The following is a 24206-nucleotide window of genomic DNA, read 5'->3' on the forward strand; positions in this document are numbered from 1 at the left end:
TTGCCAGGGAGCCGTTATGAATACCATTTTCCAGACCACCATCACCCAGATTGGCGACTGCGCCCGCGAGGCGCTGCAAGATGACATGTTGATCACCTTCCGTGAAGGCGCACCGGCAGACATCGAAGAATTCTGTTTCATCCACCAGCACGGCAACACCTCCGGTGAATTGCAGGCCGGGGGGTGGATGGAGCTGGCAGAGCAACGTTATCCAATCACCGCCGTCGGCGACGTCGCCACTCAAAACCTGCGTGAATTGGGTCACCTCACCGTACGTTTCGACGGAGAGCCACAGGCCGAATTCCCCGGTTCGATCCACGTATCCGGCACCACGCCGGCGGATATCCCGCTGGGCAGCACGCTGAAATTTATCGCATAAGGAGTAAACCATGTCTGAAGTAGCTGTAGTGATTGGCGGTGGCCAAACGTTGGGTGCATTTCTGTGCCAGGGTCTGGCGCAGGCGGGCTATCGCGTGGCGGTCGCCGATTTAAACGCGGATAACGCCCGGCAGGTAGCACAACAGATTAACGAACAATACGGCGCGGGCAGCGCGCGTGGTTTCCAGGCCGACGCCACCGACGAACAAAGCGTGATTGCGCTGGCGGCAGCGGTTGACGATGAATTCGGCCCGGCCAACCTGCTGGTGTACAGCGCCGGTATCGCCAAGGCGGCACCGATCACCGATTTCCCGCTGGGGGATTTCGACCGCTCGCTGCAGGTCAATCTGGTGGGCTATTTTCTCTGTGCCCGCGAGTTTTCTCGCCTGATGATCCGCGACGGCATTGCCGGACGCATCATTCAGATCAACTCTAAATCCGGCAAGGTCGGCAGCAAGCACAACTCCGGCTACAGCGCCGCCAAGTTCGGCGGCGTGGGGCTGACACAGTCGTTGGCGCTCGATCTGGCGGAATACGGCATTACCGTGCATTCCTTAATGCTGGGTAACCTGTTGAAGTCGCCGATGTTCCAGTCGCTGCTGCCGCAGTACGCACAAAAACTGGGGATCGCGCCGGATCAGGTTGAAAAGTATTACACCGACAAGGTGCCGCTGAAACGCGGATGTGACTACCAGGACGTGCTCAATACCCTGCTGTTTTACGCCAGCGATAAGGCTTCTTACTGCACCGGCCAGTCGATCAACATTACCGGCGGTCAGGTGATGTTCTGATCTTGTCAACGCTCCCTCTCCTTCGGGAGAGGGAAAACAAACAGGAGGCTATATGACTCAGGCATTAATCACCTTCGCAGTTCTGGCCTGGCTACTGCAAATCGCCCTCGGCTGGTGGCAGATCCAACGTTTCAACCGTGCCTTCGACGGCCTGTGCCGACTGGGTACCGTCGGTGTCGGGCGTTCCGGCGGACGCTTTCAACCCCGGGTGGTGCTGGCGCTGGCCTTTGATTCCGAGCGGCGGGTTTGCGGCAGCATGTTAATGCGCGGCCTGACCATCTTTGCCCAACCGAAACCTATCGCCAGGCTGCACGGCCTGCATCAGCGCGATCTTCGCCCGGATGTGATCTTCCCCGAGGATCCCGCATGCCAGACTGCACTATCGTTAGCGATTGCCCCTAAATCATGATATTTTCACATTAAAAGACATTACCTTTCATATTGAATTGTTAGCCGAAGGGAAATGCGCAACTCTTGTGAACAGGACGGGCTATGAAACCAAAGCAGCGGCAGGCCGCTATCCTTGAATATCTGCAGCGGCATGGCAAAACGGCAGTGGATGCCCTGGCAGCGCACTTTGCCACCACCGGCACCACCATCCGCAAGGATCTCACCCTGCTGGAAGAGGAAGGTGAAGTGATCCGCACTTATGGCGGCGTGGTGCTCAGCCGCGACGATGGCGATCAGCCTATCGACCGCAAAACCCATATCAATACCGAAAAGAAACGCCAGATCGCCTATGCCGCCATCGGGCTTATCAACGACGGCGACTCGCTGATTTTCGACGCCGGCAGCACCGTGCTGCAAATGGTGCCGCATCTGGCGCAGTTCAATAACATCACGGTCATGACCAATAGCCTGCACATCGTCAATGCGCTGGTGGAGCTGGATAACGACCAAACCATCTTGATGCCCGGCGGCACCTATCGCAAAAAGTCGGCGTCCTTTCACGGCAGCCTGGCGGAATCGGCTTTCCAGCAGTTCAGCTTCGACAAACTGTTTATCGGGGCGGACGGCGTGGACCTTAATGCCGGCGTCACCACCTTTAACGAAGTGCACAACGTCAGCAAGGCGATGTGCGAAGCCGCCAGCCGCATTATCCTGCTGGTGGACTCGTCAAAGTTCGGCCGCAAAAGCCCGAACGTGGTCTGCGACCTGAGCGCCGTGGATACCCTGATCACCGATAAAAACATCAATCCGGATTACCTCGCCGCATTGCAGGCGAAAGGGATCAATATCATTCTGGTAGGAGATTTTGATGAGTAACGCCGCTGCCCTGCTGGCCTTTGCCCGCGAAACGCTGGAAATTGAGCTGACTGAAGCACAACGCCTGCTGGCGCGACTGGACGATAATTTCGTCTGCGCCTGCGAACTGCTGCTGAACTGCCGGGGCAAGGCGGTGATTTCCGGTATCGGCAAGTCCGGCCACGTCGGTAAAAAAATTGCCGCCTCGCTGGCCAGTACCGGCACTCCGTCGTTCTTCGTGCACCCGGCAGAAGCACTGCATGGCGATCTCGGCATGATTGGCGCCGACGACGTGGTGGTGTTTATCTCTTATTCCGGCCGCGCCAAAGAGCTGGATTTAATCCTGCCGTTGCTGGCGGAAAATAACATCCCGGTGATTGCCATCACCGGCGGAAAAGAGTCACCTCTGGCGTTGGCTGCGGCCTGCATGCTGGACATCAGCGTCGAACGCGAGGCTTGCCCGATGGGTTTGGCGCCGACCTCCAGCGCGGTCAATACGCTGATGATGGGCGACGCATTGGCAATGGCTTTAATGCGCCAGCGCGGTTTCAACGCCGAGGACTTTGCCCGTTCCCATCCGGGCGGCAGCCTGGGTGCGCGTTTGCTCAACCGGGTACATCACCTGATGCGCACCGGCGATCGTCTGCCGAAAGTCAGTGAAAGCGCCAACGTGATGGAAGCCATGCTCGAACTGAGCCGCACCGGGCTGGGGTTAGTCGCGGTGTGCGACGCACAGCAGAAAGTGGTGGGGGTATTTACCGATGGCGACCTGCGCCGCTGGCTGGTAAAAGGCAATAGCCTGCAGGATGCGTTGAGCCCGGCCATTACCCGCCCTGGCTATCGCTTGCCGGAGCAGTGGCGCGCAGGGGAAGCCCTGGAAGCTTTGCACGAACAGCATATCAGTGCCGCACCGGTGGTCAATCTGGACGGCGTGCTGGTCGGCGCGATCAACCTGCACGATTTGCATCAGGCCGGGATCGGCTAATTAAACTGAAGAAACCCGCAGCAATGCGGGTTCCTCCTTGCCTATTCATCTCGGTTATCAATTCGGTACAGCCTCGACGATCGACAAATAACAACCGGTATCGATAATCCGGTTCAGCTTCAGGTCGGCGCTGGCTAACAGCGCCTTCAGTTCTTCTTCGGTGCGCACCTGCCCACCGTCAAAACTGCCCATCAGAACCAAATCAAGCTCCCGGCAGCTGTCCCAGGCGGTGTTATTCGGCACTATTACAGGTTCAATAAGCAATAGCTTCGATTGCGGGTGCATCGCATTACGACAGGTGCGTAATATGCGACTGGCCGGCTCATCGGCCCAGTCCATGACGATAAATTTCAACAGATAAAAGTCTGCCGTCGGACAGGCTTCAAAGAAACTGCCCGCGCAGGTTTCCCAACGCGAATCATCACCCAATTCACCAAGGCGGTTTCTTGGCAATACCTGCGGTTGGTCAAAAAGAATGCCTTTAACCGTCGGATTGGCGCGCAATACGCTCAGCAGCAATCCGCCAAATCCCCCGGCGATATCTACCACCGTAGAATGCTCGGGGAATTTATAACTGCGCATCAAAATTTTATTTTCCAACGCCGACATCGATGCCATGCCGATATGGAAATCATTTTCCGCGTCAGGAATATCCTCTTGCGACCAATAATCATAGAATGGCATGCCGAATATTTGTTTAAATACCGGCTCGCCGCGTAACGTTGCCGCCAATTTTCCCAACGGACGCCACATTGTTTCATCCGTCAGCATCATTACACCGCCGCGCAGTGAATCCGGCAAGTCTGAACGTAAATATTGCGCTACCGGGTTAAGCGAGAAACGTCCGTCTTCGGAAACGGAAAAAATATTGCGCGATGCCAGAATACTCAAGACCCGATGCAGCATTCTGCTATTTACTTCCAGCTTCCTTGCCAGCTCCTGGGCCGTTTTGGGGCCGTCGATCAGATGATCGGCCACGCACAGCTCAGCCGCAGCCCGCAAGGCGGCCTGCACGGTGAATCCCATCGTTTGATCCAACAAATACAAAGAGGCTTTTTCATCTTCAGAAAGAGTGACGTGATTAGTTGCCATGATCATAATGCTCCGTTTGGATATTTAACCCCAGACACCATTGCAAAATTAACAATGATTATTTATTTCAGGAGAAATAAATTCACCAAACAAGATCATAGACACTAAATAAAATAAAACCATAAATCCAACAAGGTTATCAGGAAAAAATAACCATAAATCATGCAACCAATTAAATGACAAAGGAATATATATAACAAGAAAAACAAAATGATAAAGCATAGATACAATTAGATAATTAATTCATGGTGAAGCAATATATTCCTCACTAGGATTTATTTTATATAAATTTCATTTCAATAATAGACACATACCTTAAAAATTCGGCTGAATGCAGATGCCTTCAGCCGAAAACTGATTATTTCCAGTCGGGATTATTCTCAAACTGTTGTTTCAGCAACGCCTTCATGTTGTCGTCAGGCTTACCCAACCATTGGTATTTGGCGTATTTCTTTGGATGGTCAACCGCTTCCGGCTTATCCGCCACCTCAACGCGCACCGCCCAGGCCTGTGATTTGTCTTCCTTAAACGCCACTATCATAAAGTTGTTGGCGCAGTCATGCGGCTTGCACAAATTGCCCACCAGATAGTTCTGCCCTTTCCAGCTCAGGCTCTGCGCCGGCGTGGAGGTTCCCATCCCCTTGCGCGCCCAACCCGGCAAGCGAGCCTGACCTTTGACCATATTTTGCCAACTGGTCTGGTAACCCGGTTGTTGGATCACGTCCGAGGTGGTGACGATCTGCTGAGCGAAACCACCCACGCTGAAGCTGAGTAACGCGCCGAAGATGGCGCCGCGAAGTGCGTTTTGTCCTGTCATGGCCTTCTCCCTAGAAAAATTCGGTTGCACCCGGCCCAAGCCGGGTCTGGATCTAGTCAGACCACAAGGGTAGCAAAAAGTTGACTTACCACCAGGCATGAAAATGATGTACCGGCCCAATACCGTGCCCCACTTCCAGGGTATCCGCCTGCAGCAGGGCCTGTTGCAAATAGTCCTTGGCGGCAGCGACCGTTCCGGCCCAGTCATCGTGACGCGGTCGCAGCGCCGCCAGGGCGGCAGACAGCGTACAGCCGGTGCCGTGAGTATGTCGGGTCGCCACGCGCGGCGCGGTAAAGCGCAGCTCCTGCTCGGCCGTAAACAGCCAATCCGGACTTTCGCTTTCGCTAAGGTGACCCCCTTTCATCAACACCGCCTGACACCCCATCGCCAGGAGCGCCCGGCCCTGCTCGCGCATCTGGCGCTCATTTTCCGCCGGGGCGCACGCCAGCAGCGCCGCCGCCTCCGGCAGGTTCGGCGTGATGATCGACACCAGCGGCAACAGTTCACGACGGATCGAATCCACCGCTTCCGGCGCCAGCAGCGGATCGCCGCTTTTTGCCAGCATCACGGTATCCAGTACCACAAAAGACGGCTGATAATGGCGCAAACGCTCCGCCACCGCCTGCACAATATCGGCGTTGGCCAACATGCCAATCTTGGTGCTGTCGATGCGCAGGTCGCTGAAGACGGAATCCAGCTGAGCGGCGACAAAGGCCGGATCTATGTTGTAGACCGACTGCACACCACGGGTGTTTTGCGCCACCAGCGCGGTAATCACCGAGGCACCATAGGCCCCCAACGCAGAAAAAGCTTTTAGATCGGCCTGAATGCCGGCGCCGCCGCTCGGATCGGTCCCGGCAATTGTCAGTGCGTTAATGCGTTTCATTGCAGTTCCTCCGGGCGCAGTTGATACAGTGCGTCGAGGAACGCTGGGGTGAAACTGCCCGGCCCGGCGGCACGGCGCGTGGCCCGTTCACCGCAAAGCGACATCACCCGGCAGGCGGTCGCCACGTTATCGAGCCGATCGCCCGGTAAACTGCAAAATGCCGCCACCACCGCAGAAAGTGCACAACCGGTACCGACCACCCGCGTCATCAGCACATCGCCGCCGGTGACCGCCCAGTCACGCTGGCCATCGGTGATGTAATCAACAACGCCGGTTACTGTCACTACCGCACCGCTGCTGCGCGCCAATTCGCGCGCCGCCGGCAATGCCGCCAGCGAGTCGTCTGCACTGTCTACGCCACGTCCGTTAGCCTGCAAACCGCTCAGCGCCATGATTTCAGAAGCGTTACCGCGGATCGCCGCCGGCTTCTCACCCAACAAACGATGGGCAAACGCGGTGCGATACACCAACCCGCCGACCGCTACCGGATCCAGCGTCCAGGGGGTTTGTGCCACGTTGGCAGCTTCCACCGCGGCCAGCATGGATTCGGCGCGTGATGCATTGAGGGTGCCAATGTTGATCAGCACCGCATCCGCCAGTCGGCTGAACTGCGCCGCTTCGGTCGGTTCCACCACCATTGCCGGCGAAGCGCCGAGCGCCAACAGGACGTTAGCCGTCAGTTCCTGCACCACTTCGTTGGTCAGGCAATGGATCAGGGGCGATTGGCGTTTAAATTGAGTCAAACAGGCCGCGGCGCGGGCGCCGGGGAAAACATCAGGTCGAGCGAGCATATTCCTCCCAACCGGCGTTCAAGAAGGCGGGTACCGGTTGGGGCACCGAGACTTCCCTACGCTGGCATAATCCAGATCAGGTAATACGGGTAAAATCTCAGCCACCGCGCATCGCGCAGGGCACCCCGAGTCAAGACGGCCATTATTGGGGTTGCCGCCGGCGAGGTCAATCGCGCTATAGTGTCAAAAAATAAAAAGGAGGCGCCATGCAGATAAGAAAATACCAAGAGGCCGATCGCCCCTTCCTGCGCACCCTGTATCTGGCTTCGCGCAAAGCGGCATTTCCGTGGCGCGATACCGAAGATTACCGGCTGGAGGATTTCGATCGCTCAACGCTGGGCGAAGATATTTGGGTGGCGGAAGATCAGGGGAAGCGGCTGGGATTTGTGTCGATTTATCGCCAGGACAACTTTATTCACAACCTGTATGTCGATCCGCATCTGCCGCCGCTCGGCGTCGGCAGCGCACTGTTACAAGCGGCGGAACAGACCTTTACCGCCACCGGTTCGCTGAAATGCCTGGTGAAAAATGAGAAGGCGCTGGCGTTCTACCACAAGCATGGTTGGCGAATCATCACTACCGGCAATGACGGCGGGGAAGAATATTACCTGCTGCACTCCCCGGCAAAATAAAATAAGGGCACAGCGCAAACCGTGCCCGTTCATTAAAGCCCCCGGCTTAGGCGACAGAAGCTGCCGGGGTCAGTTTTGCGCGTGCGCGGATATTTCTGACCAACAGCCCTGATACTATGATCCCGGCACAGGCAAACATGCCCATCAGCCCGAAAACGATCTTGTAACCGGTCAGTCCTGGGAAGGCATCGAGAATATGACCGTACAGGCTAAAACAGAACATCGCCGGGGCATAACCGATAAAGCTGCCCAGCGCCATAGCCGCACCGGTATGTTCTTCGTCAATGCCGGCCTCACCGATGGGGGCAAAGAACACCGCTCTTTGGGTAAAGACCACTGCACCAAATCCCAGCGTACAGGCCATGCCCAAGTAAACCGGCATTTGTTCATGCGGTAACAGGATCAATAGCGCCAGCGCAATGGCGCTGATAATAAAGGTATAGAATAAATACTTGCTGGGAGACTTTAATACTTTATCGGCAATGAGACCACCAATCGGCCCCCCCACCATTTTTAAGCAGTATTGATTAATGATCCCGTAAGCACCCACCAGTGCAATCGGCAGCGCATAGACATGACTCAGGAAAGGAATAAAGAACGTCAATCCGCAATACACCGCGTAAACACAGAAAACGCTGAAGGCAATCAGCCATACCGTTTTGTTTTTCAATACGCTGCCCATGCCCGGTTTTTTATTAACGAGGGTTTGTTCTTTAGCGGGTAATTTTTCCTCTGGGCTTTCTTTCATCACCAACAGAATAATAATCCCTACGCAAATAGCGATGGCCGAATAAAACAATATGCCGACTTTAAAACCCAGGTAGCCGCTACCAAATGCGGTAAACAGCGCCAGCGCAGAAAAGGCCACCACCGTGTCCACAACCCCGCGCCCGGTTTCAAAAAAGCCGAACAACCGCCCCTGCTGAGTATTATCCCCCAGCATACTCACCGATTTGAGCAGCACCGGCCAATTCAGCATGTCACAGGTCACGCCGAACAGCGCCCAGACGAACAGTATGCCCCAGTACCCCGGCATGCTGGACAGGTAGATACCAAGCAAGCCAGTAGCAATCAGCGAAAACGACATGGTAAAACGTCGCGGCAGACGATCGGAAAAATAGATTGATAAGAAGAAGCCAATGGTCGTCACAATCGAGTTAACCGACATGGCATTGCCTATTTCGCCGTTACTCAAGTGAAAATACTGTTGCATCGGAACATAAAAAGCATCTTTAAGGGAAGGCAATTTATAGATTGTCCCTCCACATAAAACCAACAAGCTAAATAATGCCCATCTTTTTTTAGTTAACATAGTCCCCTCACAGCCAATAATTAATAAGCGGTGTTGTTTACCCGATTATGAGACGAGCGTTCATCGCTCATCAGCGAGAATATGTGATTTATAGATTTATTTTTATATTATGCCGGATTTAGCAGTTCCTGAGCTTGCTGCCTTAAACTGTCAATGATGGTGCGAACATAGTGAATTTGATTTAAAGCATCTTGAGATTCTTTCTTTAATCGCGCTTCCAACCCTTGCTCCGGTAACGCTGTTTCACTCATTTCTCGCCATGGAATGGGAGGATTATTCCCTTCGTCGCTGAAACGAAACGGCGGTGCGTAATAATCCACCTCTTCTTCCAGCCCGTAGGCGGTGACCTGCGGTTGATCTTCACCCAGACAGATCAGCCCCAATAACAGTTCTCGGAATGGCAGATCTCCCTGTCCGGAAATACAGGCACGATGCCCCATCCCCTTGTTCTCTCGCACAATAATTGCGTCCTTGATATGCACCTGAGTGATTTCCCCACTCATTGCCGCCAGTGCCGGCAGCGGCTCTTCATTGGCGTTAATCATGTTGGCGAAATCAAACAGCAGGGAAAGCTGAGGGAAATCTGCCGCCCGGACCAGGCTGACCAATTCATGGCTCTTGAGATCTTCATGCTGTTCCAGAGTAAAACTCAGACCGCTGTGTTGATAACGCTGTTTGATGTACTGAATATCCGCACCGATACGCGCCAACACCTCTTGCAAAGGGCCCTGATAGCGCGGATAAAAACGCACTGAGCTGGCCCCACATTTCAGCGCGATATTCACCGCCTGATCGATAGTTTGCGAGTCGGAGGCGCTGGTTTCGATATGAATATCCAATCCATAGCGCCGAGCCTGTTCGCCAAACCGGCGCAGCCGGGCATCATCAGCATGGCAAAGCGACTGACTTTCCCCATCCAGCACATGCACCTTCACCCCTCGCAGCCGCTGCTGATGGGCGATGACCAGCAAATCCTCTGGCAGGATCTTCTCCATACGCATATTGAGATGAAAGGCGTAAGCATGCAGGTAAAGGGGCAAGTTCTGCGCCCGTAGAAGGACTTTCTCCGCCGTTAAGCGATCCATGATATTCACCTATAAGTTAATAAAGAAATCTACCGACTCGAAGCGCCAGTGCTCGATATCCACCTGCACGATACGACGCTCGGCATCGGCACGATGCTTTTCGACCAAAATCGCAGGGGTGCTGGCGTTTCCGCCCATCACCTTGCAGGCCTCTCCGGATAACCGGGTGGGTTTAAAGGCCAGATGACGGGTTCGCGTGGAAGTGCCATAAGCCTGTTCCCAGACCTCGGCAAACGAGTTCTCACCCAGACGTTCGATAAAACCGGGTGCCACTCGCGGGCTGATAAAGGTTTCGTGATAAAACACGATGTGATTATCCAGCGCTCCCCAACCAGAAATCTTGTAGATCTCGCTCGCCGCGTCGACCTGCAATAACTCTTTGATAAACCCCGGAGCTGCCAATACGCACTCTTTGGTCATATAGTCCCAGGAGGGACAACGGCCCTGCTCGATAGCCGCCTGTTTGAAACTGGTAGAGGAATTAGGGTTGTAGTTAAAACGCGGCAGTGCCGCAAACCAACCCCGTCGATCCTTGCGGAAGATCCTCGATTCGCTTTCCAGGAACAACAGCGCCTGACGTAACGTCATGCGTTTGATGTTCAGCAATTCTCCCAGTTCTCGCTCCGAAGGAAGCTTGTCACCGGGGGCGATTGCCCCCAGGCTCAGCCAGTCATTCAACCTGGCCTTTGCCAATTCAACGGTTGAGCTGTTTTCCATATCCATACCTAATTGGTTTAAACCAGATTGCACAACAGTATCGCGGTGAATTATGACAAACAATGGGGGTATTGGATTTTATGTGTGACTTCGGTCCCAGAACAGAAGGGATCTTGGCAACCTTGGGCAAGATCCCCCCTCCGGTCCTCTCTTACTGCGGATTAAGCAAGGGGCCAGGCAGAATCAAAAACGCCGTCATTTTCCCAATGCCGTCGGCATCGCACGCAGCGTCAGCCCCCAGAACACCAGGGCAATAAAGCTGACGCCCGCCCCCAGCCAGCACACCCCCTGCCAACCAGCCAGGGCGAATACGTGAGTGCTGGCAAAAGCGCCGAGCCCACTGCCAATGGCATAGAACAGCATGTAGACGCCCACTAACCGGCTATGCGCCTGCGGATGTGCGCTGAAAATCAGGCTCTGATTCAACACATGAATGGCTTGGCCTGCCAAATCGAGCAATACAATGCCGATAATCAACCACCCCAGGCCATAATCCAGCATGCCGAGCGGCAGCCAGGCAAGCACCAACAGCAGCAGGCAGATACCGCTCGCCACCTGCGCCAAGCCGCGGTCCGCCAGGTGCCCTGCTCTTACCGCCGCCAGCGCCCCCACCGCGCCCACCAGGCCAAAGGCGCCAATCACCGCATGCGAAAAGTTGAACGGTGCCTGACTCAGCGGCAGCACCAATGCGCTCCAGAAGATGCTGAATGCCGCAAACATCAACAGCGCCAGCATGCCGCGAATTTGCAACGTGCGATCGCGCAGCAACAGCGTCAGCATCGAACGCAGCAAGGCGGTGTAGCTAAGCGTTGAAGGCGGCGTGCTCGGTGCAGGCAGCAAACGTGCCAGAATCGGCAGCAAGATCAGCGTCACTCCGGCGGAAAAAAAATACACCGTGCGCCAACCTCCTGCGTCTGCCAACGCGCCGGACAGGGTTCTCGCCAATAGCAGACCCAGCACCACGCCGCCCTGCGCCGCCCCCACGACCCGCCCACGCTCATGAGGTGCCGCGAGCGTGGCGGCAAAAGCGATGAGTCCTTGCGTCATGGCGGTGCCCAATAATCCCACCAGCAACATGCCGATCAGCATAAGCAGGCTGCTGTTTGCCCAACCGACCATGCACAATGCGGCAATCAACAACAGTTGCTGTACCGCTAACAGCCGATGGCGATTAATGCGATCCCCCAGCGGGACCACCAATACCAGCGCCAACGCGCAACCAAGCTGGGTGGCGGTGATCACCATACCCACCGACGCCACGCTGATAGCAAATTCCTGGGCTATGGCATCCAACAACGGCTGGGCGTAATAGACATTAGCCACGCTAAAAGCGCTGGCGCCGGCCAGCAACAACACCAGCGAAGCCGGCAGCCGGCTCAGTCCCCTCGCCTGAGATACGCAGATCGGATCCAGCGTTTTGTCACTCATCGTTTTCTCCAAAGTGGTTTCATTATTAAACCCAATGGACATTACGCGCAGAGGTTTTATAATGCAACCAGATAGTGTGGCAGGAGGGATAACGTGAAACGTAAAAGCCTGGAAGATGCGCCGTGCCCGGTGGCACGCACTTTGGATGTGATTGGCGACTGGTGGTCACTGTTGATTGTGCGCGACGCGTTCGACGGCGTGCGCCGCTTCAGTGAATTCCAAAAGGGGCTGGGGATGGCGAAAAATATCCTTTCCACCCGTCTGCGCACCCTGGTGGCACAGGGCATTCTGGAGATCGCACCGGCCTCAGACGGCAGCGCCTATCAGGAGTATATTCTCACCGACAAGGGCCGAGCCCTGTTCCCGGTGATCGTCGGCTTGCGCCAATGGGGGGAAGACCATCTGTTTGCCGAGCAAGAGGCGCATTCAACCTTGGTCGAAAGCGACAGCGGCCAACCGATCCCGCGCATGACGCCGACCGGCAGCGTCGGGCAAACGCTCACACCGCTGAATACCCGGGTGGTAAAGGTGGGTGAAGAGTAAAATCTCATTAGTTGAACCTTAGAGCCGCTGAGGCAGATGTTTGGCTGGAACGCGGCTTTGGTGCAAAACTGCAAGAATGGTAATTTCGCTGTTTGCTGTAGCGTAATAAATCATATGGCTGAGGTAGGGAAAGCTATAAACACCGTTCCCTAGATCCTCGACTCGATGCTGCCCAATGCCTGGTATTTCCGCCAGGTTGGTTAATCATTGGCGCAGTCTTACAAGGTAATCTCTGGATTGCTGCATGCCCCAGTTGCTCAATGTGTAGTCGCGAATCTCCCGGATATCGTTTTGCGCCTCACCGGTCAGTCGTTAACTGGCCATTTATCCTTTATCCTGCTCCAGCAGCTCAGAGAAAAACGTCTCGCCATCAACGGCATTGCCGATCGCCATATCATGCTGGGAACGCTGAATCTTCATTTGTAACAGTTGGAGTTTCATCGCTTCAATTTGCTCGTAATCTTCGGCAGACACCACAACCGCAACGGGCTTGCCATTACGGGTGATTTGTACCGGTTCACGCTGAGCCTTACGCAGCAAATCGCCAAACTGGGTTTTGGCTTCATTGGCTGTCAGAATATGCATTTTCATTACCTTTCGACTGAATCGTTCGATTCGCTCATTCGATTTCTTGAGCAAAAATTATTCACACGATTTTATTGGGGGCGATCTTTCGGTTTACGCATTACCCCATATGCCCCTTCGCAAGGCCTTAAGGGTTACTGTATAGTCCGCGTTTTACGGGGAAATCATGCTGACTCAATCATCCATTCGCCTTAATAAATACATTAGCGACAGCGGCATCTGTTCACGCCGCAGTGCCGATCGTCATATCAAACAGGGCAACGTTTTCATCAACGGCAACGTAGCCGCCGTGGCCGCTCAGGTATTTGTCGGGGACGTGGTGCAAGTTAACGGCCAGCGGATTGAGCCACGTAATGCGGAAGATTTGGTGCTTATCGCGCTGAACAAGCCGGTGGGCATCATCACCAGCATGGGAAAGCACGTGCAAAATAACATCGGTGATTTCGTCAATCACAGCAAGCGCACCTTTCCTATAGGCCGTCTGGACAAAGATTCCCAGGGGCTGATTTTCCTGACCAATCACGGCGAACTGGTCAATAAGATCCTTCGTGCCGGCAATAACCACGAAAAAGAGTATCTGGTTACCGTCGATAAGCCGCTGACCGACGCGTTTATTCAGGGGATGAGCGCCGGTGTCCCCATCCTGGATACGGTGACGAAAAAGTGCCGGGTGGAGAAAATCGCGCCGCAGATGTTTCGCATCACGCTGGTTCAGGGCCTTAACCGCCAAATCCGCCGTATGAGCAAATACTTTGGTTATCACGTCACCAAACTTGAGCGTGTGCGCATTATGAATGTCGATCTGACAGGATTGCCGCTGGGCGAATGGCGAGATTTGACCGGTGACGAAAAGAACGTGCTGTTTAAACTGATTGAGCACTCATCTTGCGAGGATGTTCGCCTGCCCGTTTCGCTAGCGCCTGATGTCAGCGAAAGTCTCGACAGGGAGTGAAGGTTTTCTGGAGCAGAGATATCGCCAGGCAACCAGGTAAAACTGCAAGTTGCCCAACGACATCTCAAGACCAAAGGCCCTTTTCCTCAGTGAATCAGAACGACCATCTGATATTGGCATTGACCGAATTGACCTGGGTATCAGAACCGTACTGCCCCTGATAACCGAGAGCCAACGTAGTGGAACGCGACAGCTTCACGCTCACCCCCACATCCGCCACCAGCAGATTGTCATCTACCGCCTGTCCCTGCGTGATAAATGCGTCGCTGCCGGCAAATGCCATGCGCGATGACGTATTTTTATCGCCGTAAGCGTGCTGCCAGCCTAATGAACCGTAAAGGCTGACATTTTTCGGCAGTTCGGTAGATCCCCGCACGCCCAGCGTTGAATAGAACGTATTCATCGTTTCATTACGGACGCTCAGCGCCGCTGCCCCGCCTTTCTCCTGGAAGTTATCGGTATGCAAACGGATATAACTCAGGTTGACGAATGGCTCGATATTCGCATCCAACTGACCAAAACGGTAACCCGCTTCGGTGAACGCCAGCAGCGAGTCTGCGTCATAGTCCGCCTTGAGCCGATCCGAGTAATTGCCGAAATTAACGTTGCGCTCATTTTCGAGTCGGTGCCAGGTATAGCCCAGCGCACCGCGCAGGGAGAAGGCATCCTGCTGCCCAGCAGCGTAAAGACCCAGGTGGTAATTATCGCTGTCGGAACTGGAGCGACGGCTATCGACATCATAGTCGCCACGGCTATAGCCTACGTATCCCCCAACCCGGATACTGTGGTCAGCGAGTTTACGATCGGCGCCCAACAGGAAACCGCTGGTGTGGCCGTCCAATTTCCCAACGTTATCGTTACCGCTGTTTCTCATCCAGGAGCCGAACGTCTGCCCCCAAACGCCGTTATTTTCAGCCTGAGCCGGTTGAACCAACGTCATCGCCATCGGTGGAACAGGCAGCGCATCATTATCAAATACGCGAAGCATGCGCTGATTCAACACGTTGAGCAGCATGCTACTGCCGGCGATCAGGTTAGACTGAATGGACGGATAAACTTCACCGGACAGTTGATTGAACGCCTCGCGCGCTTCCGGTGCGCTCAACAGCAGCACAGAGTTATACAAGGCCAGCGAAGGACCGCTTTGCGTTAACGTCGAGAGCGCACCGGCGGTATTCCACTGGTTACTGGTTTGCGCGACCGTTTGGAAAATACCGGGCTTGCCGCCTTCACCTGGGTTGCCGCCTTCGCCTGGGTTACCGCCCTCGCCTGGGTTACCGCCCTCGCCTGGGTTACCGCCCTCGCCTGGGTTACCGCCCTCGCCTGGGTTGCCGCCCTCACCTGGGTTACCGCCTTCGCCTGGGTTGCCACCTTCACCTGGGTTACCGCCCTCGCCTGGGTTGCCACCTTCGCCTGGATTACCGTCCTTTTGTGCAATCGTCAGATCCACAGCGTTGGTGCTGTGGTTAAGCGCAACGTCCAAAAATGCAGATTTTGAGACGGCTTCAGCAAACCGACCGTCAATCCCGCCATCCGAGGTCAAAATGCGATAGCTTTGGCCGGTTTGATAGCTGGTTTGCGGATCCAACGCGGTCACCTGCACCTTGGCCTGATCGCTGATGGTGGTTTTGCCTGAAACGACCAGTTTGTCGCTGCTGCCATCACCGGCGATATCGACGTCATAGAAGGATTCACCCAGGAAATTCAGATAGCGTTTCAGCGTCAGGGTACCGATGTTGCCGTCGCCAGGGGAAATATGGCCGCCGGACTGGATTTCAGTCTGCCCCAAGGTGCCGTTGCCGCCCAGCGTCCCGCCGGCTTTGATTGACGCGGCGCTGCTGTAACCCAGACCATTGCTGACGTCGGAACCGGCAGTGGCGTTCAGGATCAGCGTGCCGCCATTCTCGGCGCTCAGCGTCTGCACATCGAAAACGTTGTCTTCTTGCTGCTTATTGATGTCGCTGGCGATGGTGATTTTGCCGCCGCGTGCGGTGACATTCGCCTGGAGTTGAGTCAGGTCGCCGCTCAGCGTCGTCTGGCCGGCCGTGTTGATGACTTCGCCTTCGCCGACCATCTTGTTGCGGAAGTCGTAGTTATCTGAGTTGTGATTAAAGTAAACGTAGCTGCCGAACAACCCGCCACGCAGATTGACCACCGTTTGGGCATCGACAGTACCCGCACCACCCGCCGCGCCGAGCGTAGGTTCGGTCAAGCCGGTGCCGGTATCCATGTTGCCGCGGCTGCCGATAATCAACGCGCCGCGGTTAGAGCCGGACCCGGTATCCCCCAGCCGCAATTCGTTGCTGCCGGCAGAGAATGAGCCGCCATCAACAACCGACAGCACCCCGTTGCCATAATCCCCAACGTTGACATTGCCCGCACTGGTAAAGCGCGAGCCGTTGCCGGCGATGTAAAGCTCTGCGGTTTTTCTTGAGCCTGAAACACCGGCAATCTCCGCGCTACCGACGTTGACCGCACCGCCGTTCAGCACGTCCACATCGCCATTGGCGGTGAGCGACTGGGTGATATTCCACAGAGAGTTATTACCGGTCACCGTGGCTTTGGGGTTGAGCTTGTCAGCTTCATCGGGGCGAAAACCGCTGTCGATTCTGGCGGCGGCCGTGGTGGTCACTACCCCGCCATCTTCAATCAGCAAGGTTGAACGTGCGCCCTGTCCGAAGCCGAGACCGAGTCTCTCACTGATCACCTGGGAACCGGCCCCTTTGACATTAAGATGGCTGTCATACCCCCCGGTGGTGCCGACGATAATCTCTTCCGCCGTCGCCAATCCTCCCTCTTCTACCCGTAACGTCCCCAGTCCCAGATTCAGACTGCCGTGCATAACGGATTGGTCATTGATCGCATTTAATACGGCATTCGGCCCTTTGACCGTGACCAGGCTTTCGTATATCTGGCCATTAGCACGACGGCCAATATTGACGTTATAGGCATTGATTTGGCCATTATCGATCAACAGGTTTCCGCTTTGATTACGGCCGACGTAAACATCCCCGGTGTAAGTCAAAGATTCGGTAATACGTGATTCACCATCAAAAATAGCATCATCGGCACGCGCCACGTCGGCTGGGCCAATCAATATCAACGGTGCGGAAAAAAGTGCGAGGTAAACTTTCGAAAGCGGTTTTCTTACCGCTAAGTTATGCGATGTTTTATCTTTCATGTTTTCTCTCCGGCCCAATTATCTGATGCCATCAAAGTTATTATTTATATGAAAAACTCAATGCATTAGAGGATGCGCGGCGCGTTTTGCGAGAACACAGGCTGATTTGTCATCGAGACACTAGCTTATTGCCCCCCAGCGCTAACGTCTCGATGCCAAAATTATGGGGACTGCGGATCGGTATTGATCATCCACCCTCGCTAAACGCGTCAGGTGAATTATTTATGCGTAACGACCGGGGTACAGCTTGGTGTGCTTAACGACGGGGCTGAACCTAAAATACCCGGCATCATCATCGAGGAACAGTCAAAGATTCGTCCTTTCTCCGTAGTGGCACGGTAAGAAAGTTTTTGCCCGCCAAGGGCGTCGGGTTGGGCACCATTAACATTGGTGACGGTAATTTCATCCGATGAACCCAGGCCCAGCATTTTGGCCGTTTCCGCCTGCAGCAGCGGTATTGCCTGATCGGTTTTCAATGTGGAACAGCCAGCTACCAGAAGCGTAACGGTTAATGCGATAAGTGGTTTTCTCATAAAATGTCCTTTGTAACCAAACAGTTCCAAATGCTGAATGGCTTTATGTTTTACCTTATCAAAATCCCTGAATAATATATTTCCCTTTCCTAACCGAAAAAACCCTCCTAAAGTAGGGAGGGTAGAAAATAACAAGTCGTCAGACCAATCTGATAGGTTTTAGCAAAAGGAGATACCCTTGGGGCAGGATTATGCGTTGGTCGTTGATGACCATCCGTTGGTGGCAAGTGGCATCGCCAATTTCCTGAATACGCACTGTCGATTTAAACACGCCTACGTGATGACAAACGAGGAGAGTTGTTATCGACATATTCTGGAAAATGGCGCCCCGCGTTTAATCGTCATCGACTTTTGGTTATCCGACGGCACGGCATTAAAATTACTCAAAGAGATCAGACAGCTTTACCCACAGGTAAGATTATTAGTGGTCAGCGGCGATGAAAATAATGAAATAGGCCAAAAGGTACGTGATGCCGGAGGCCATGGTTTCGTGCTCAAAAATGAGCCACCAGAATTATTCGCCAAAGCCGTTGCTGCGCTGTTAGAAAATCAAAGCTGGTTTCCTATGGATAATCTATTGGAGGCTTCCAGTGCCAAAAACCATCTTCAAAACTTCAATTTAACGCCGCGACAAATTGACGTTTTGACCATGATGATGCGCGGTTTTCCCAATAAGAGAATAGCCTCTCAGCTTGCTATTTCCGAACCTACGGTTAAAGAACACATCAGCAATATCCTTAAAAAGATAGGCGTAAACAGCCGGGTAGAAGCTATTACGTTACTGCATGGCAGGCAGGGGCCGTCCGAATGAAACTACTTCAATCTTTACAAGATGATGGCATTTCGTCGCACGCGCAAATCCGATTATTGAACAATACGTTTATTCGATTGGTCTTTAGTTTCAGTGCTGTGCCCTGCGTCGGCATCCCCTTTGCTATTTGGATTTATTTACTGGGTGAACCGCTGTGGCCGATAATCAGCTGGATAATAGTGTATTTATTCTGCGCTTTGGCTATCCGATTATGGCACCAAAGATATCAACGCGAAGCGGAGAAAGAGGATGCTGGCGTTATTCTTAACCGCTGGCTCCCACATATCAACAAAGTTGCCTTCGTACATGGGATAGGTATATCCTCATTATATTTAATAACCCCACAAATAAATAATTTCGATTTTTTCCTGTTATTAAATATCAGCATCGCGGCCATCGTCGCGGCGAACGCGACCCATTTGACGCCCATCATCAGTACCTTTACCCTGTTCTTCTTTGCCTGCTGGGGCATGCTTAACATTGGCATCATCTGGCGCTTAAACGACGTCATGCTCATTGTGTTGATGCTCAACCTGCTTTATGGGTTCGCCATCTACCGCCACGCATTGAGTTCTCATCAGTTTTTTATTCAGCAAGCCCGTCTCGAAGAGAAGAGCTCTCGCCTTGCGGAGCAATTTCGCCAGGCCAAAGAGGAGGCGGAACAAGCCCTGCTCGATAAAAACCAGTTTCTGACCACCGCCAGTCACGACTTGCGCCAACCGGTACATGCCATGGGTTTCCTGATCGAGGCCATCATCCATAAAAATCGCGATGCCTCTTTAACCCCGCAGCTATTGGATCTGCAGCAGAGCGTGCGCTCCGTGCACCTGATGTTCAATTCTTTGCTCGATCTCAGCAAGATTGAGTCCGGCAACGTCAGTACGGCGACCACCCATGTCGATATTGGAACCCTGCTTGACTCGGTGATAACCCTGTTCCGTGAAGAAGCGAACAGCCGGGGATTATCCCTGCGGACATGGCGCCCCAAGCGACGCATTGCCGTTATGGGCGATCAATTGCTCATCCGACAATCGCTGATTAATCTGATACAAAATGCGCTGCGCTACACCCAGAAAGGCGGCGTTTTGATCGCCATCCGCCCACAAAAGGGAGAATGCCTGATCGAAGTCTGGGACACCGGCGTGGGCATCGCCGACGAAGAGAAAGGCAAAATCTTCTCCCCCTACTATCGTCCCGAACTGGCGTGGAAAATCGATAGCGCCGGTCATGGGTTAGGCCTTGCGGTAGTGGCCCGCTGCGCCAAATTGATGAAGGTGAAATACGGCATGCGCTCCGTGGAGGGCAAGGGATCGCATTTCTGGATGCGTTTTGCCCTCTATACCGGCGAAGTCAAAGCGCCAGAAAACCTCAACGCCTATACCCACAGCCAGATCCCTACCCGCTATGAGTCATTGAGCGGCGCCTGCCTGGTGGTGGATGATGATCCGCTGGTCACCTCCGCCTGGTCGAGTTTGATGAGTACCTGGGGGATCACCGTGCGTTGCGCCGCTTCCGCCGAGGAGGCTTTTTCGATTATCGACGCAGGCTTCACCCCCTTCGCCGTGCTTTGCGATCAACGGCTCCGCTCCGGTGAAAGCGGCTTCGATATATTGAAAGCGCTGTTCGAACGCCTGCCGGACACCAGCGGCGCCATGGTCAGCGGGGAATTTAACTCCCCCATTTTGCAAGAGGCCGAACAGGAAGGTTATCTGGTATTAAGAAAGCCGCTGGAACCTGCGAAGCTGCATGCCTTGCTGTCGCAGTGGTCATCCTGCTAGCCGGTGCCAGGCCTGCTCGGGGCTTTATGCTGCCGACGTTGCATTTCCGACATCGGCAAGATTGCGGCTGAGACTGCCGCTTAGGCACCAAGATTGCGCAGCAGGCCTTCGAGGTTGCGCTCACCCACTTTGGTTTGGGCGCCTGCCTTCAGTCCGTCCCGAATGAGTCTCTCCGCTGCAGGGCGTTCAAAAAGCCCCGCCCAGGCCTCATGCTCACGATAAAAACCTTCCCGCAGATCTGCCGCCGGCATCGCCTGCTTGGCCGCCGCGATAACCCCTTCGGGCAGTGCCGCAATGTTGTGCGCCAGGCGTTCGACAAAGTCGTCGAGTTCGGATGCGGGCAAGGCGCGGTTAATCCAGCCATAGCGCTCTGCGGTCGCTGCATCGATAAGATCGGCCCCCAGGATCACTTCAAGCGCTCGGCCACGCGTCATGCGGTTCGTCAGGTATTGCGTCGCGCCGCCACCGGGCGTAATGCCCATCAAGGCTTCGCATTGGGCCAGTCCTGCCCGCCCTTCGGCGGCAAAAGCCATGTCGGCCGCCGCAACGAATTCTGCGCCGCCCCCACGCGCCAGCCCGGCAAGCTTAACGATAGTCACCTGGGGCTGGCTGCGCAGCAACTCACCGAATACCTGGAACGGGTTGAGCCCTTCCGGCGCATTACGCGCCAGCTCATCGAAAGCATGCGGTTCATCGATTAAGGTCATGTCGACATGAGCAATGAAGAACTCCGGATCCGCACTCTGGAAAACCAGCACGCGAGTATCCGGGTCGTCGCGCACGGCACGCAGTAAGCGGCTGATTTCCGACATCAAAGCCACATCAAGCACGTTGACCGGCGGATTATTGAGGGTGATCGTCAAGACCCCCTTTGCGTGAGACAAGCTGAGTTTGCTGAAATCGGTATCTTTCATGTCGATGTCCTTGTTTGTCAGGCATATCGGCGCTGGACTTTCGCGCCGCCGATCGAATGGTATACTTTGCATACCTGGCGTCAATTACGCACTTGAAGCATCCCAGGGATGCTGGAGGATACCGATGGAGACGAATGAAACTGTCTACCGCGCTGACTGCCCGAGCCGAATCATTCTCGACCAGATCGCGGACAAATGGTCAATGATGGTGCTGGAGGTGCTGCGTGAGCCGAGGCGCTTCAATGCGATCAAGCGTCGCCTTGATGGCGTCACTCAACGTGTGCTCACCCAGACGCTGCGCAAGCTGGAGCGTAACGGCATGGTGAACCGCAAGGTTTTGGATGGGCGGGTGCTCGGCGTCGAGTATTCGCTGACGCCGCTCGGCCAATCATTGCAAGGGCCGTTCTCTATTCTGTTTGAGTGGACTATGGGGAATATGGAGGCTATTCAGGACTGCCGGCGCAGATATGATGAGCAAAACCAGCAGCTTGAACAGTGAGGCTCCTGCCTCACTTTTCCTTGCGATGAATGGCCGCGTACATCCAGTAATCACCCGGCGATAACCGAAACTCTAGAAATGAGTGGGAGGCGATCAGAGGTTGCGGAATATTCCCGAGATCAGCGTCCTGGAAAGCAGAGAAGTCGGGTCAGCCCACTCCATCAGCACATCGAAATGGTTGCAATGGGGCACCTCGAGCATATTCGTTTCCGCACCGGCCGCTTTATACAAAGAGGCAAAGGCTTCGGACTGTCGCTTGAAGCCGGGCGGATCGCCTTCAGCCCAGGCAACGGTGATGGGGCACCCCGGCGCAGGGATGTGACGCATCGGGCTGTAATCGGCCACGCTGGTGTCGGAGAGTGCCAGCCATGCCTGCACGGGCGTCTTCATCAAAGGTGCGAGTTCAAAAAGCCCGCTGATGGGAAAAGCAAACTTCACCACATCGGTCGGCACGCCAAAAGCTACATGCCAGCCTGGTGCTAATAGTGTTGCAAGCAAATGGCCACCAGCAGAGCTGCCACCCAGCGAGATCCGTTGCGGATCCAGCCCAAACTCATGTCCCCGCCGCCAAATGAACGCCACGGCACTGCGTACGGCATGGACGATGTCACCGATGCCGGCTGCCGGCGCGAGTGGATAATCTATAACCACCGTGGCAATGCCATTTACCGCCAATGTGCCCGCCATCATCGCGGAATCTGCTTTCGACAGCGCTCGCCAGTATCCCCCGTGAATAAAAAGAAAAACGGGCAGCAGCGGCCCGTTTCCATTCACCATTGGCCCATAAATATCCAGAGCCTGGCCACTTTTCTGACAATAGGTGATATCAAAATGGAGGCCATAAGCCTGTTTCATCTTTTCAGACTGCGAGCGATAACACGCCATTTCTTTGGCGAAGCCGTCAACACCTACCGTAGCGCGTGCATCGTAATCCTCATTGAGGCGTGCCGGATCCATAAACACTTCGTCTGCCAAAAGCGTCATTTTTCAACCTCCCTGATGAACACCGCCTTATCCCAGCGGCTGCGGACTAAAAAAGTGGTTACTCCCGGCCCCGTTTCTCGGGCCGGAGCAATGATCAGGCCAAAGTGCCCGTCGGCAGGCTTAACGCCGTTTTCATACGCTCTGCGCCGATCTGCTCGCAGCGTCCGGTGATACGCAAAACGGCCGAACGAACGTCGTCTGGCCACAGGTTCATATGCCCCATGCGTTCCGCCGTGTCTTGGGTATGTTCGGTCAACGGCCTTTCCTGCGCTTCCCAGGCTGCCAGCGCCGCCGGAATATCCCGGTTATTTTCCAGACTGACCGCCAATCCAAGAGCATTCATCAGTGCGCAACCGCCCCCTTGGCCGAGGTAAGGCGGCATCGCATGGGCTGCATCGCCGAGGATCGCCACCTGCCCTTTGCTCCAGGCCTTGAGTTTCAGCACCTCAAACGCATCCCAGCGGCCGGCCTCGCCAAAACGTGCGATCAGGCCGGAAAGGTGTGGGAAGGATTTGCGCCAAAGTTCCGGGGCAATCGGAAGCTGATAGGCACCCACATCGTCCTCAGCGCAGCACAGTGCAACATAAAGATCGGTCGCGCTGGCGGGCGTATAAAGGATCCGCCTCGTGCCTGAAAAGTACTCAATGTAGTTCGAACGATCTGCAGGCGGTACGTCATCGTCATCACGCTTCAACATCATTCTGACCGCGCCATAGTGCAGCGGCTTGCGGTACATCAGCAGGTCCAGAGATTCTCTCACCCGCGAGTTGATACCGTCAGCGCCGATCACCAAATCGGCTGACAGCATTCGCTTGTCCGCCATCAGCAGCTTTCCATCCGGTGTCGCCCCCACCGCCTCGGAATCGCTGACAATTTCAGCACCGGCGCGGCGAGCCGCATTGAGCAAAGACAGCAGCAGCCGCTCGCGCAGGATGGTAACCAGACGTGGGGCACCGCTGCTGTTGATCGGAATATCCTCCATCGTTGCGTTGCCGTGATCCCGGGTCTGGAATACGGCCCCTTCGTGTGCCCCCACCATAGCTTCGTCATAGGCTCCAATCGCCTCGAGCACACGCAGCCCATTACTCCAGATATAGATGCCCGCACCAAAGGTGCGCAGGTTTGCCGAACGCTCATGCACTCTCACGCTCCAGCCACGCTGAGCCAGCGCCGCCGCCGCCGTAAGCCCGGCGATACCTGCCCCAGCAATTTCTGCATGCAGTTGCTTCATACCCTCTCCTCAGCCCCGTTTGTTTTTGATCGTACC

26 protein-coding genes and 1 riboswitch are annotated in these 24206 nt (G+C 54.8%); of the genes, 11 read left to right on the forward strand and 15 right to left on the reverse strand.

Annotated elements, in window-relative coordinates; translation table 11 throughout:
* Positions 1-16: 16 nt before the first annotated feature.
* From srlB to gutQ, 5 genes are all read left to right on the forward strand, one after another.
* Entirely contained in the window at positions 17-379 is a 363-nt protein-coding gene (gene srlB / locus M2407_RS12010) for a PTS glucitol/sorbitol transporter subunit IIA (protein WP_046372931.1), read from the forward strand.
* A gap of 10 nt (positions 380-389) precedes the next feature.
* Positions 390-1169: a sorbitol-6-phosphate dehydrogenase gene (srlD, locus tag M2407_RS12015; protein WP_130016651.1), complete on the forward strand. Its 780-nt coding sequence runs from the start codon at positions 390-392 to the stop codon at positions 1167-1169.
* 52 nt (positions 1170-1221) lie between these two features.
* A complete protein-coding gene (gene gutM / locus M2407_RS12020) occupies positions 1222-1578 on the forward strand; it encodes a transcriptional regulator GutM (protein WP_259218233.1) in 357 nt (118 codons plus the stop codon).
* A gap of 83 nt (positions 1579-1661) precedes the next feature.
* Complete coding sequence (locus M2407_RS12025) at positions 1662-2435, forward strand: DNA-binding transcriptional repressor (RefSeq protein WP_020828112.1); 774 nt, start codon at positions 1662-1664, stop codon at positions 2433-2435.
* The gene (gene gutQ / locus M2407_RS12030) at positions 2428-3399 is read left to right on the forward strand and encodes an arabinose-5-phosphate isomerase GutQ (protein WP_142814649.1); all 972 of its coding nucleotides are present in this window, start codon (positions 2428-2430) and stop codon (positions 3397-3399) included. The genes M2407_RS12025 and gutQ overlap by 8 nt, the downstream gene beginning before the upstream one ends.
* A 57-nt stretch (positions 3400-3456) precedes the next feature.
* On the opposite strand, the gene M2407_RS12035 is transcribed toward gutQ, so the two are convergent.
* The 4 genes from M2407_RS12035 to thiM all read right to left on the reverse strand — a co-directional run bounded on the left by M2407_RS12035 (position 3457) and on the right by thiM (position 6985).
* On the reverse strand, positions 3457-4491 hold the full coding sequence (locus M2407_RS12035; RefSeq protein ID WP_061069179.1) for a methyltransferase: 1035 nt from the start codon (positions 4489-4491) through the stop codon (positions 3457-3459).
* Between the two features lie 358 nt (positions 4492-4849).
* On the reverse strand, positions 4850-5308 hold the full coding sequence (locus M2407_RS12040; protein ID WP_115058278.1) for an inhibitor of vertebrate lysozyme family protein: 459 nt from the start codon (positions 5306-5308) through the stop codon (positions 4850-4852).
* An 85-nt stretch (positions 5309-5393) separates the two neighbouring features.
* Positions 5394-6194: a bifunctional hydroxymethylpyrimidine kinase/phosphomethylpyrimidine kinase gene (gene thiD / locus M2407_RS12045; RefSeq protein WP_046372927.1), complete on the reverse strand. Its 801-nt coding sequence runs from the start codon at positions 6192-6194 to the stop codon at positions 5394-5396.
* Positions 6191-6985, reverse strand: a complete 795-nt coding sequence (gene thiM, locus M2407_RS12050; protein WP_259218240.1) for a hydroxyethylthiazole kinase — start codon at positions 6983-6985, stop codon at positions 6191-6193. Before thiM ends, thiD begins: the two co-directional genes overlap by 4 nt.
* Before the next feature lie 36 nt (positions 6986-7021).
* Positions 7022-7123, reverse strand: a riboswitch (TPP riboswitch).
* Between the two features lie 68 nt (positions 7124-7191).
* Between thiM and M2407_RS12055 the strand changes: the two genes are divergently transcribed.
* Positions 7192-7617 carry a GNAT family N-acetyltransferase gene (locus M2407_RS12055; RefSeq protein ID WP_046372925.1) on the forward strand — a complete coding sequence of 142 codons (426 nt, stop codon included), beginning with the start codon at positions 7192-7194 and terminating at the stop codon, positions 7615-7617.
* A gap of 46 nt (positions 7618-7663) precedes the next feature.
* Here the strand turns inward: M2407_RS12055 and M2407_RS12060 are convergent, their stop codons facing one another.
* The 4 genes from M2407_RS12060 to M2407_RS12075 form a co-directional block, all read right to left on the reverse strand.
* The gene (locus M2407_RS12060) at positions 7664-8929 is read right to left on the reverse strand and encodes an MFS transporter (RefSeq protein WP_259218243.1); all 1266 of its coding nucleotides are present in this window, start codon (positions 8927-8929) and stop codon (positions 7664-7666) included.
* A gap of 107 nt (positions 8930-9036) precedes the next feature.
* Positions 9037-10014 (reverse strand): sugar phosphate isomerase/epimerase, encoded by a 978-nt coding sequence (locus M2407_RS12065; protein ID WP_259218245.1) that lies wholly within the window; start codon positions 10012-10014, stop codon positions 9037-9039.
* A 9-nt stretch (positions 10015-10023) separates the two neighbouring features.
* Positions 10024-10731 (reverse strand): GntR family transcriptional regulator, encoded by a 708-nt coding sequence (locus tag M2407_RS12070; protein ID WP_020828122.1) that lies wholly within the window; start codon positions 10729-10731, stop codon positions 10024-10026.
* A gap of 195 nt (positions 10732-10926) precedes the next feature.
* Positions 10927-12159, reverse strand: a complete 1233-nt coding sequence (locus M2407_RS12075) for an MFS transporter (RefSeq protein ID WP_259218248.1) — start codon at positions 12157-12159, stop codon at positions 10927-10929.
* Between the two features lie 93 nt (positions 12160-12252).
* On the opposite strand from M2407_RS12075, the gene M2407_RS12080 reads away from it, so the two are divergent.
* A complete protein-coding gene (locus tag M2407_RS12080) occupies positions 12253-12702 on the forward strand; it encodes a helix-turn-helix domain-containing protein (RefSeq protein ID WP_020828124.1) in 450 nt (149 codons plus the stop codon).
* Between the two features lie 18 nt (positions 12703-12720).
* On the opposite strand, the gene M2407_RS12085 is transcribed toward M2407_RS12080, so the two are convergent.
* Positions 12721-12897, reverse strand: a complete 177-nt coding sequence (locus M2407_RS12085; protein ID WP_310445667.1) for a type II toxin-antitoxin system RelE/ParE family toxin — start codon at positions 12895-12897, stop codon at positions 12721-12723.
* Between the two features lie 129 nt (positions 12898-13026).
* Entirely contained in the window at positions 13027-13287 is a 261-nt protein-coding gene (locus tag M2407_RS12090) for a type II toxin-antitoxin system Phd/YefM family antitoxin (protein ID WP_130016662.1), read from the reverse strand.
* 166 nt (positions 13288-13453) lie between these two features.
* Between M2407_RS12090 and rluF the strand changes: the two genes are divergently transcribed.
* The gene (gene rluF, locus M2407_RS12095; RefSeq protein ID WP_259218251.1) at positions 13454-14239 is read left to right on the forward strand and encodes a 23S rRNA pseudouridine(2604) synthase RluF; all 786 of its coding nucleotides are present in this window, start codon (positions 13454-13456) and stop codon (positions 14237-14239) included.
* Positions 14240-14333: 94 nt separating this feature from the next.
* Here the strand turns inward: rluF and M2407_RS12100 are convergent, their stop codons facing one another.
* Positions 14334-17420, reverse strand: coding sequence for an autotransporter domain-containing protein (locus M2407_RS12100; RefSeq protein WP_259218252.1), 3087 nt, complete (start codon positions 17418-17420; stop codon positions 14334-14336).
* A 218-nt stretch (positions 17421-17638) separates the two neighbouring features.
* Positions 17639-17953, reverse strand: coding sequence for a lipoprotein (locus M2407_RS12105; RefSeq protein ID WP_041414827.1), 315 nt, complete (start codon positions 17951-17953; stop codon positions 17639-17641).
* Between the two features lie 178 nt (positions 17954-18131).
* Here M2407_RS12105 and M2407_RS12110 point away from each other — a divergent pair, with 178 nt between their 5' ends.
* Together M2407_RS12110 and M2407_RS12115 are read left to right on the forward strand one after the other, a co-directional pair.
* Positions 18132-18764, forward strand: a complete 633-nt coding sequence (locus M2407_RS12110; RefSeq protein WP_129983491.1) for a response regulator transcription factor — start codon at positions 18132-18134, stop codon at positions 18762-18764.
* Positions 18761-20542: a hybrid sensor histidine kinase/response regulator gene (locus M2407_RS12115; protein WP_217331792.1), complete on the forward strand. Its 1782-nt coding sequence runs from the start codon at positions 18761-18763 to the stop codon at positions 20540-20542. Before M2407_RS12110 ends, M2407_RS12115 begins: the two co-directional genes overlap by 4 nt.
* Before the next feature lie 80 nt (positions 20543-20622).
* Here M2407_RS12115 and M2407_RS12120 read toward each other — a convergent pair whose 3' ends face one another.
* Positions 20623-21456, reverse strand: a complete 834-nt coding sequence (locus tag M2407_RS12120) for an enoyl-CoA hydratase/isomerase family protein (protein WP_217331791.1) — start codon at positions 21454-21456, stop codon at positions 20623-20625.
* A 124-nt stretch (positions 21457-21580) separates the two neighbouring features.
* Here M2407_RS12120 and M2407_RS12125 point away from each other — a divergent pair, with 124 nt between their 5' ends.
* On the forward strand, positions 21581-21955 hold the full coding sequence (locus tag M2407_RS12125) for a helix-turn-helix domain-containing protein (RefSeq protein WP_020828133.1): 375 nt from the start codon (positions 21581-21583) through the stop codon (positions 21953-21955).
* A gap of 93 nt (positions 21956-22048) precedes the next feature.
* Here the strand turns inward: M2407_RS12125 and M2407_RS12130 are convergent, their stop codons facing one another.
* Together M2407_RS12130 and M2407_RS12135 are read right to left on the reverse strand one after the other, a co-directional pair.
* Positions 22049-22939, reverse strand: coding sequence for an alpha/beta hydrolase (locus M2407_RS12130; RefSeq protein WP_259218256.1), 891 nt, complete (start codon positions 22937-22939; stop codon positions 22049-22051).
* A gap of 94 nt (positions 22940-23033) precedes the next feature.
* Complete coding sequence (locus tag M2407_RS12135; RefSeq protein WP_259218257.1) at positions 23034-24170, reverse strand: NAD(P)/FAD-dependent oxidoreductase; 1137 nt, start codon at positions 24168-24170, stop codon at positions 23034-23036.
* Between the last annotated feature and the right edge of the window lie 36 nt (positions 24171-24206).

Origin of the sequence: Serratia sp. BIGb0234 (genome assembly GCF_024809915.1) — a bacterium.
In the GTDB taxonomy this organism is placed as follows: Bacteria; Pseudomonadota; Gammaproteobacteria; order Enterobacterales; family Enterobacteriaceae; genus Serratia; species Serratia liquefaciens.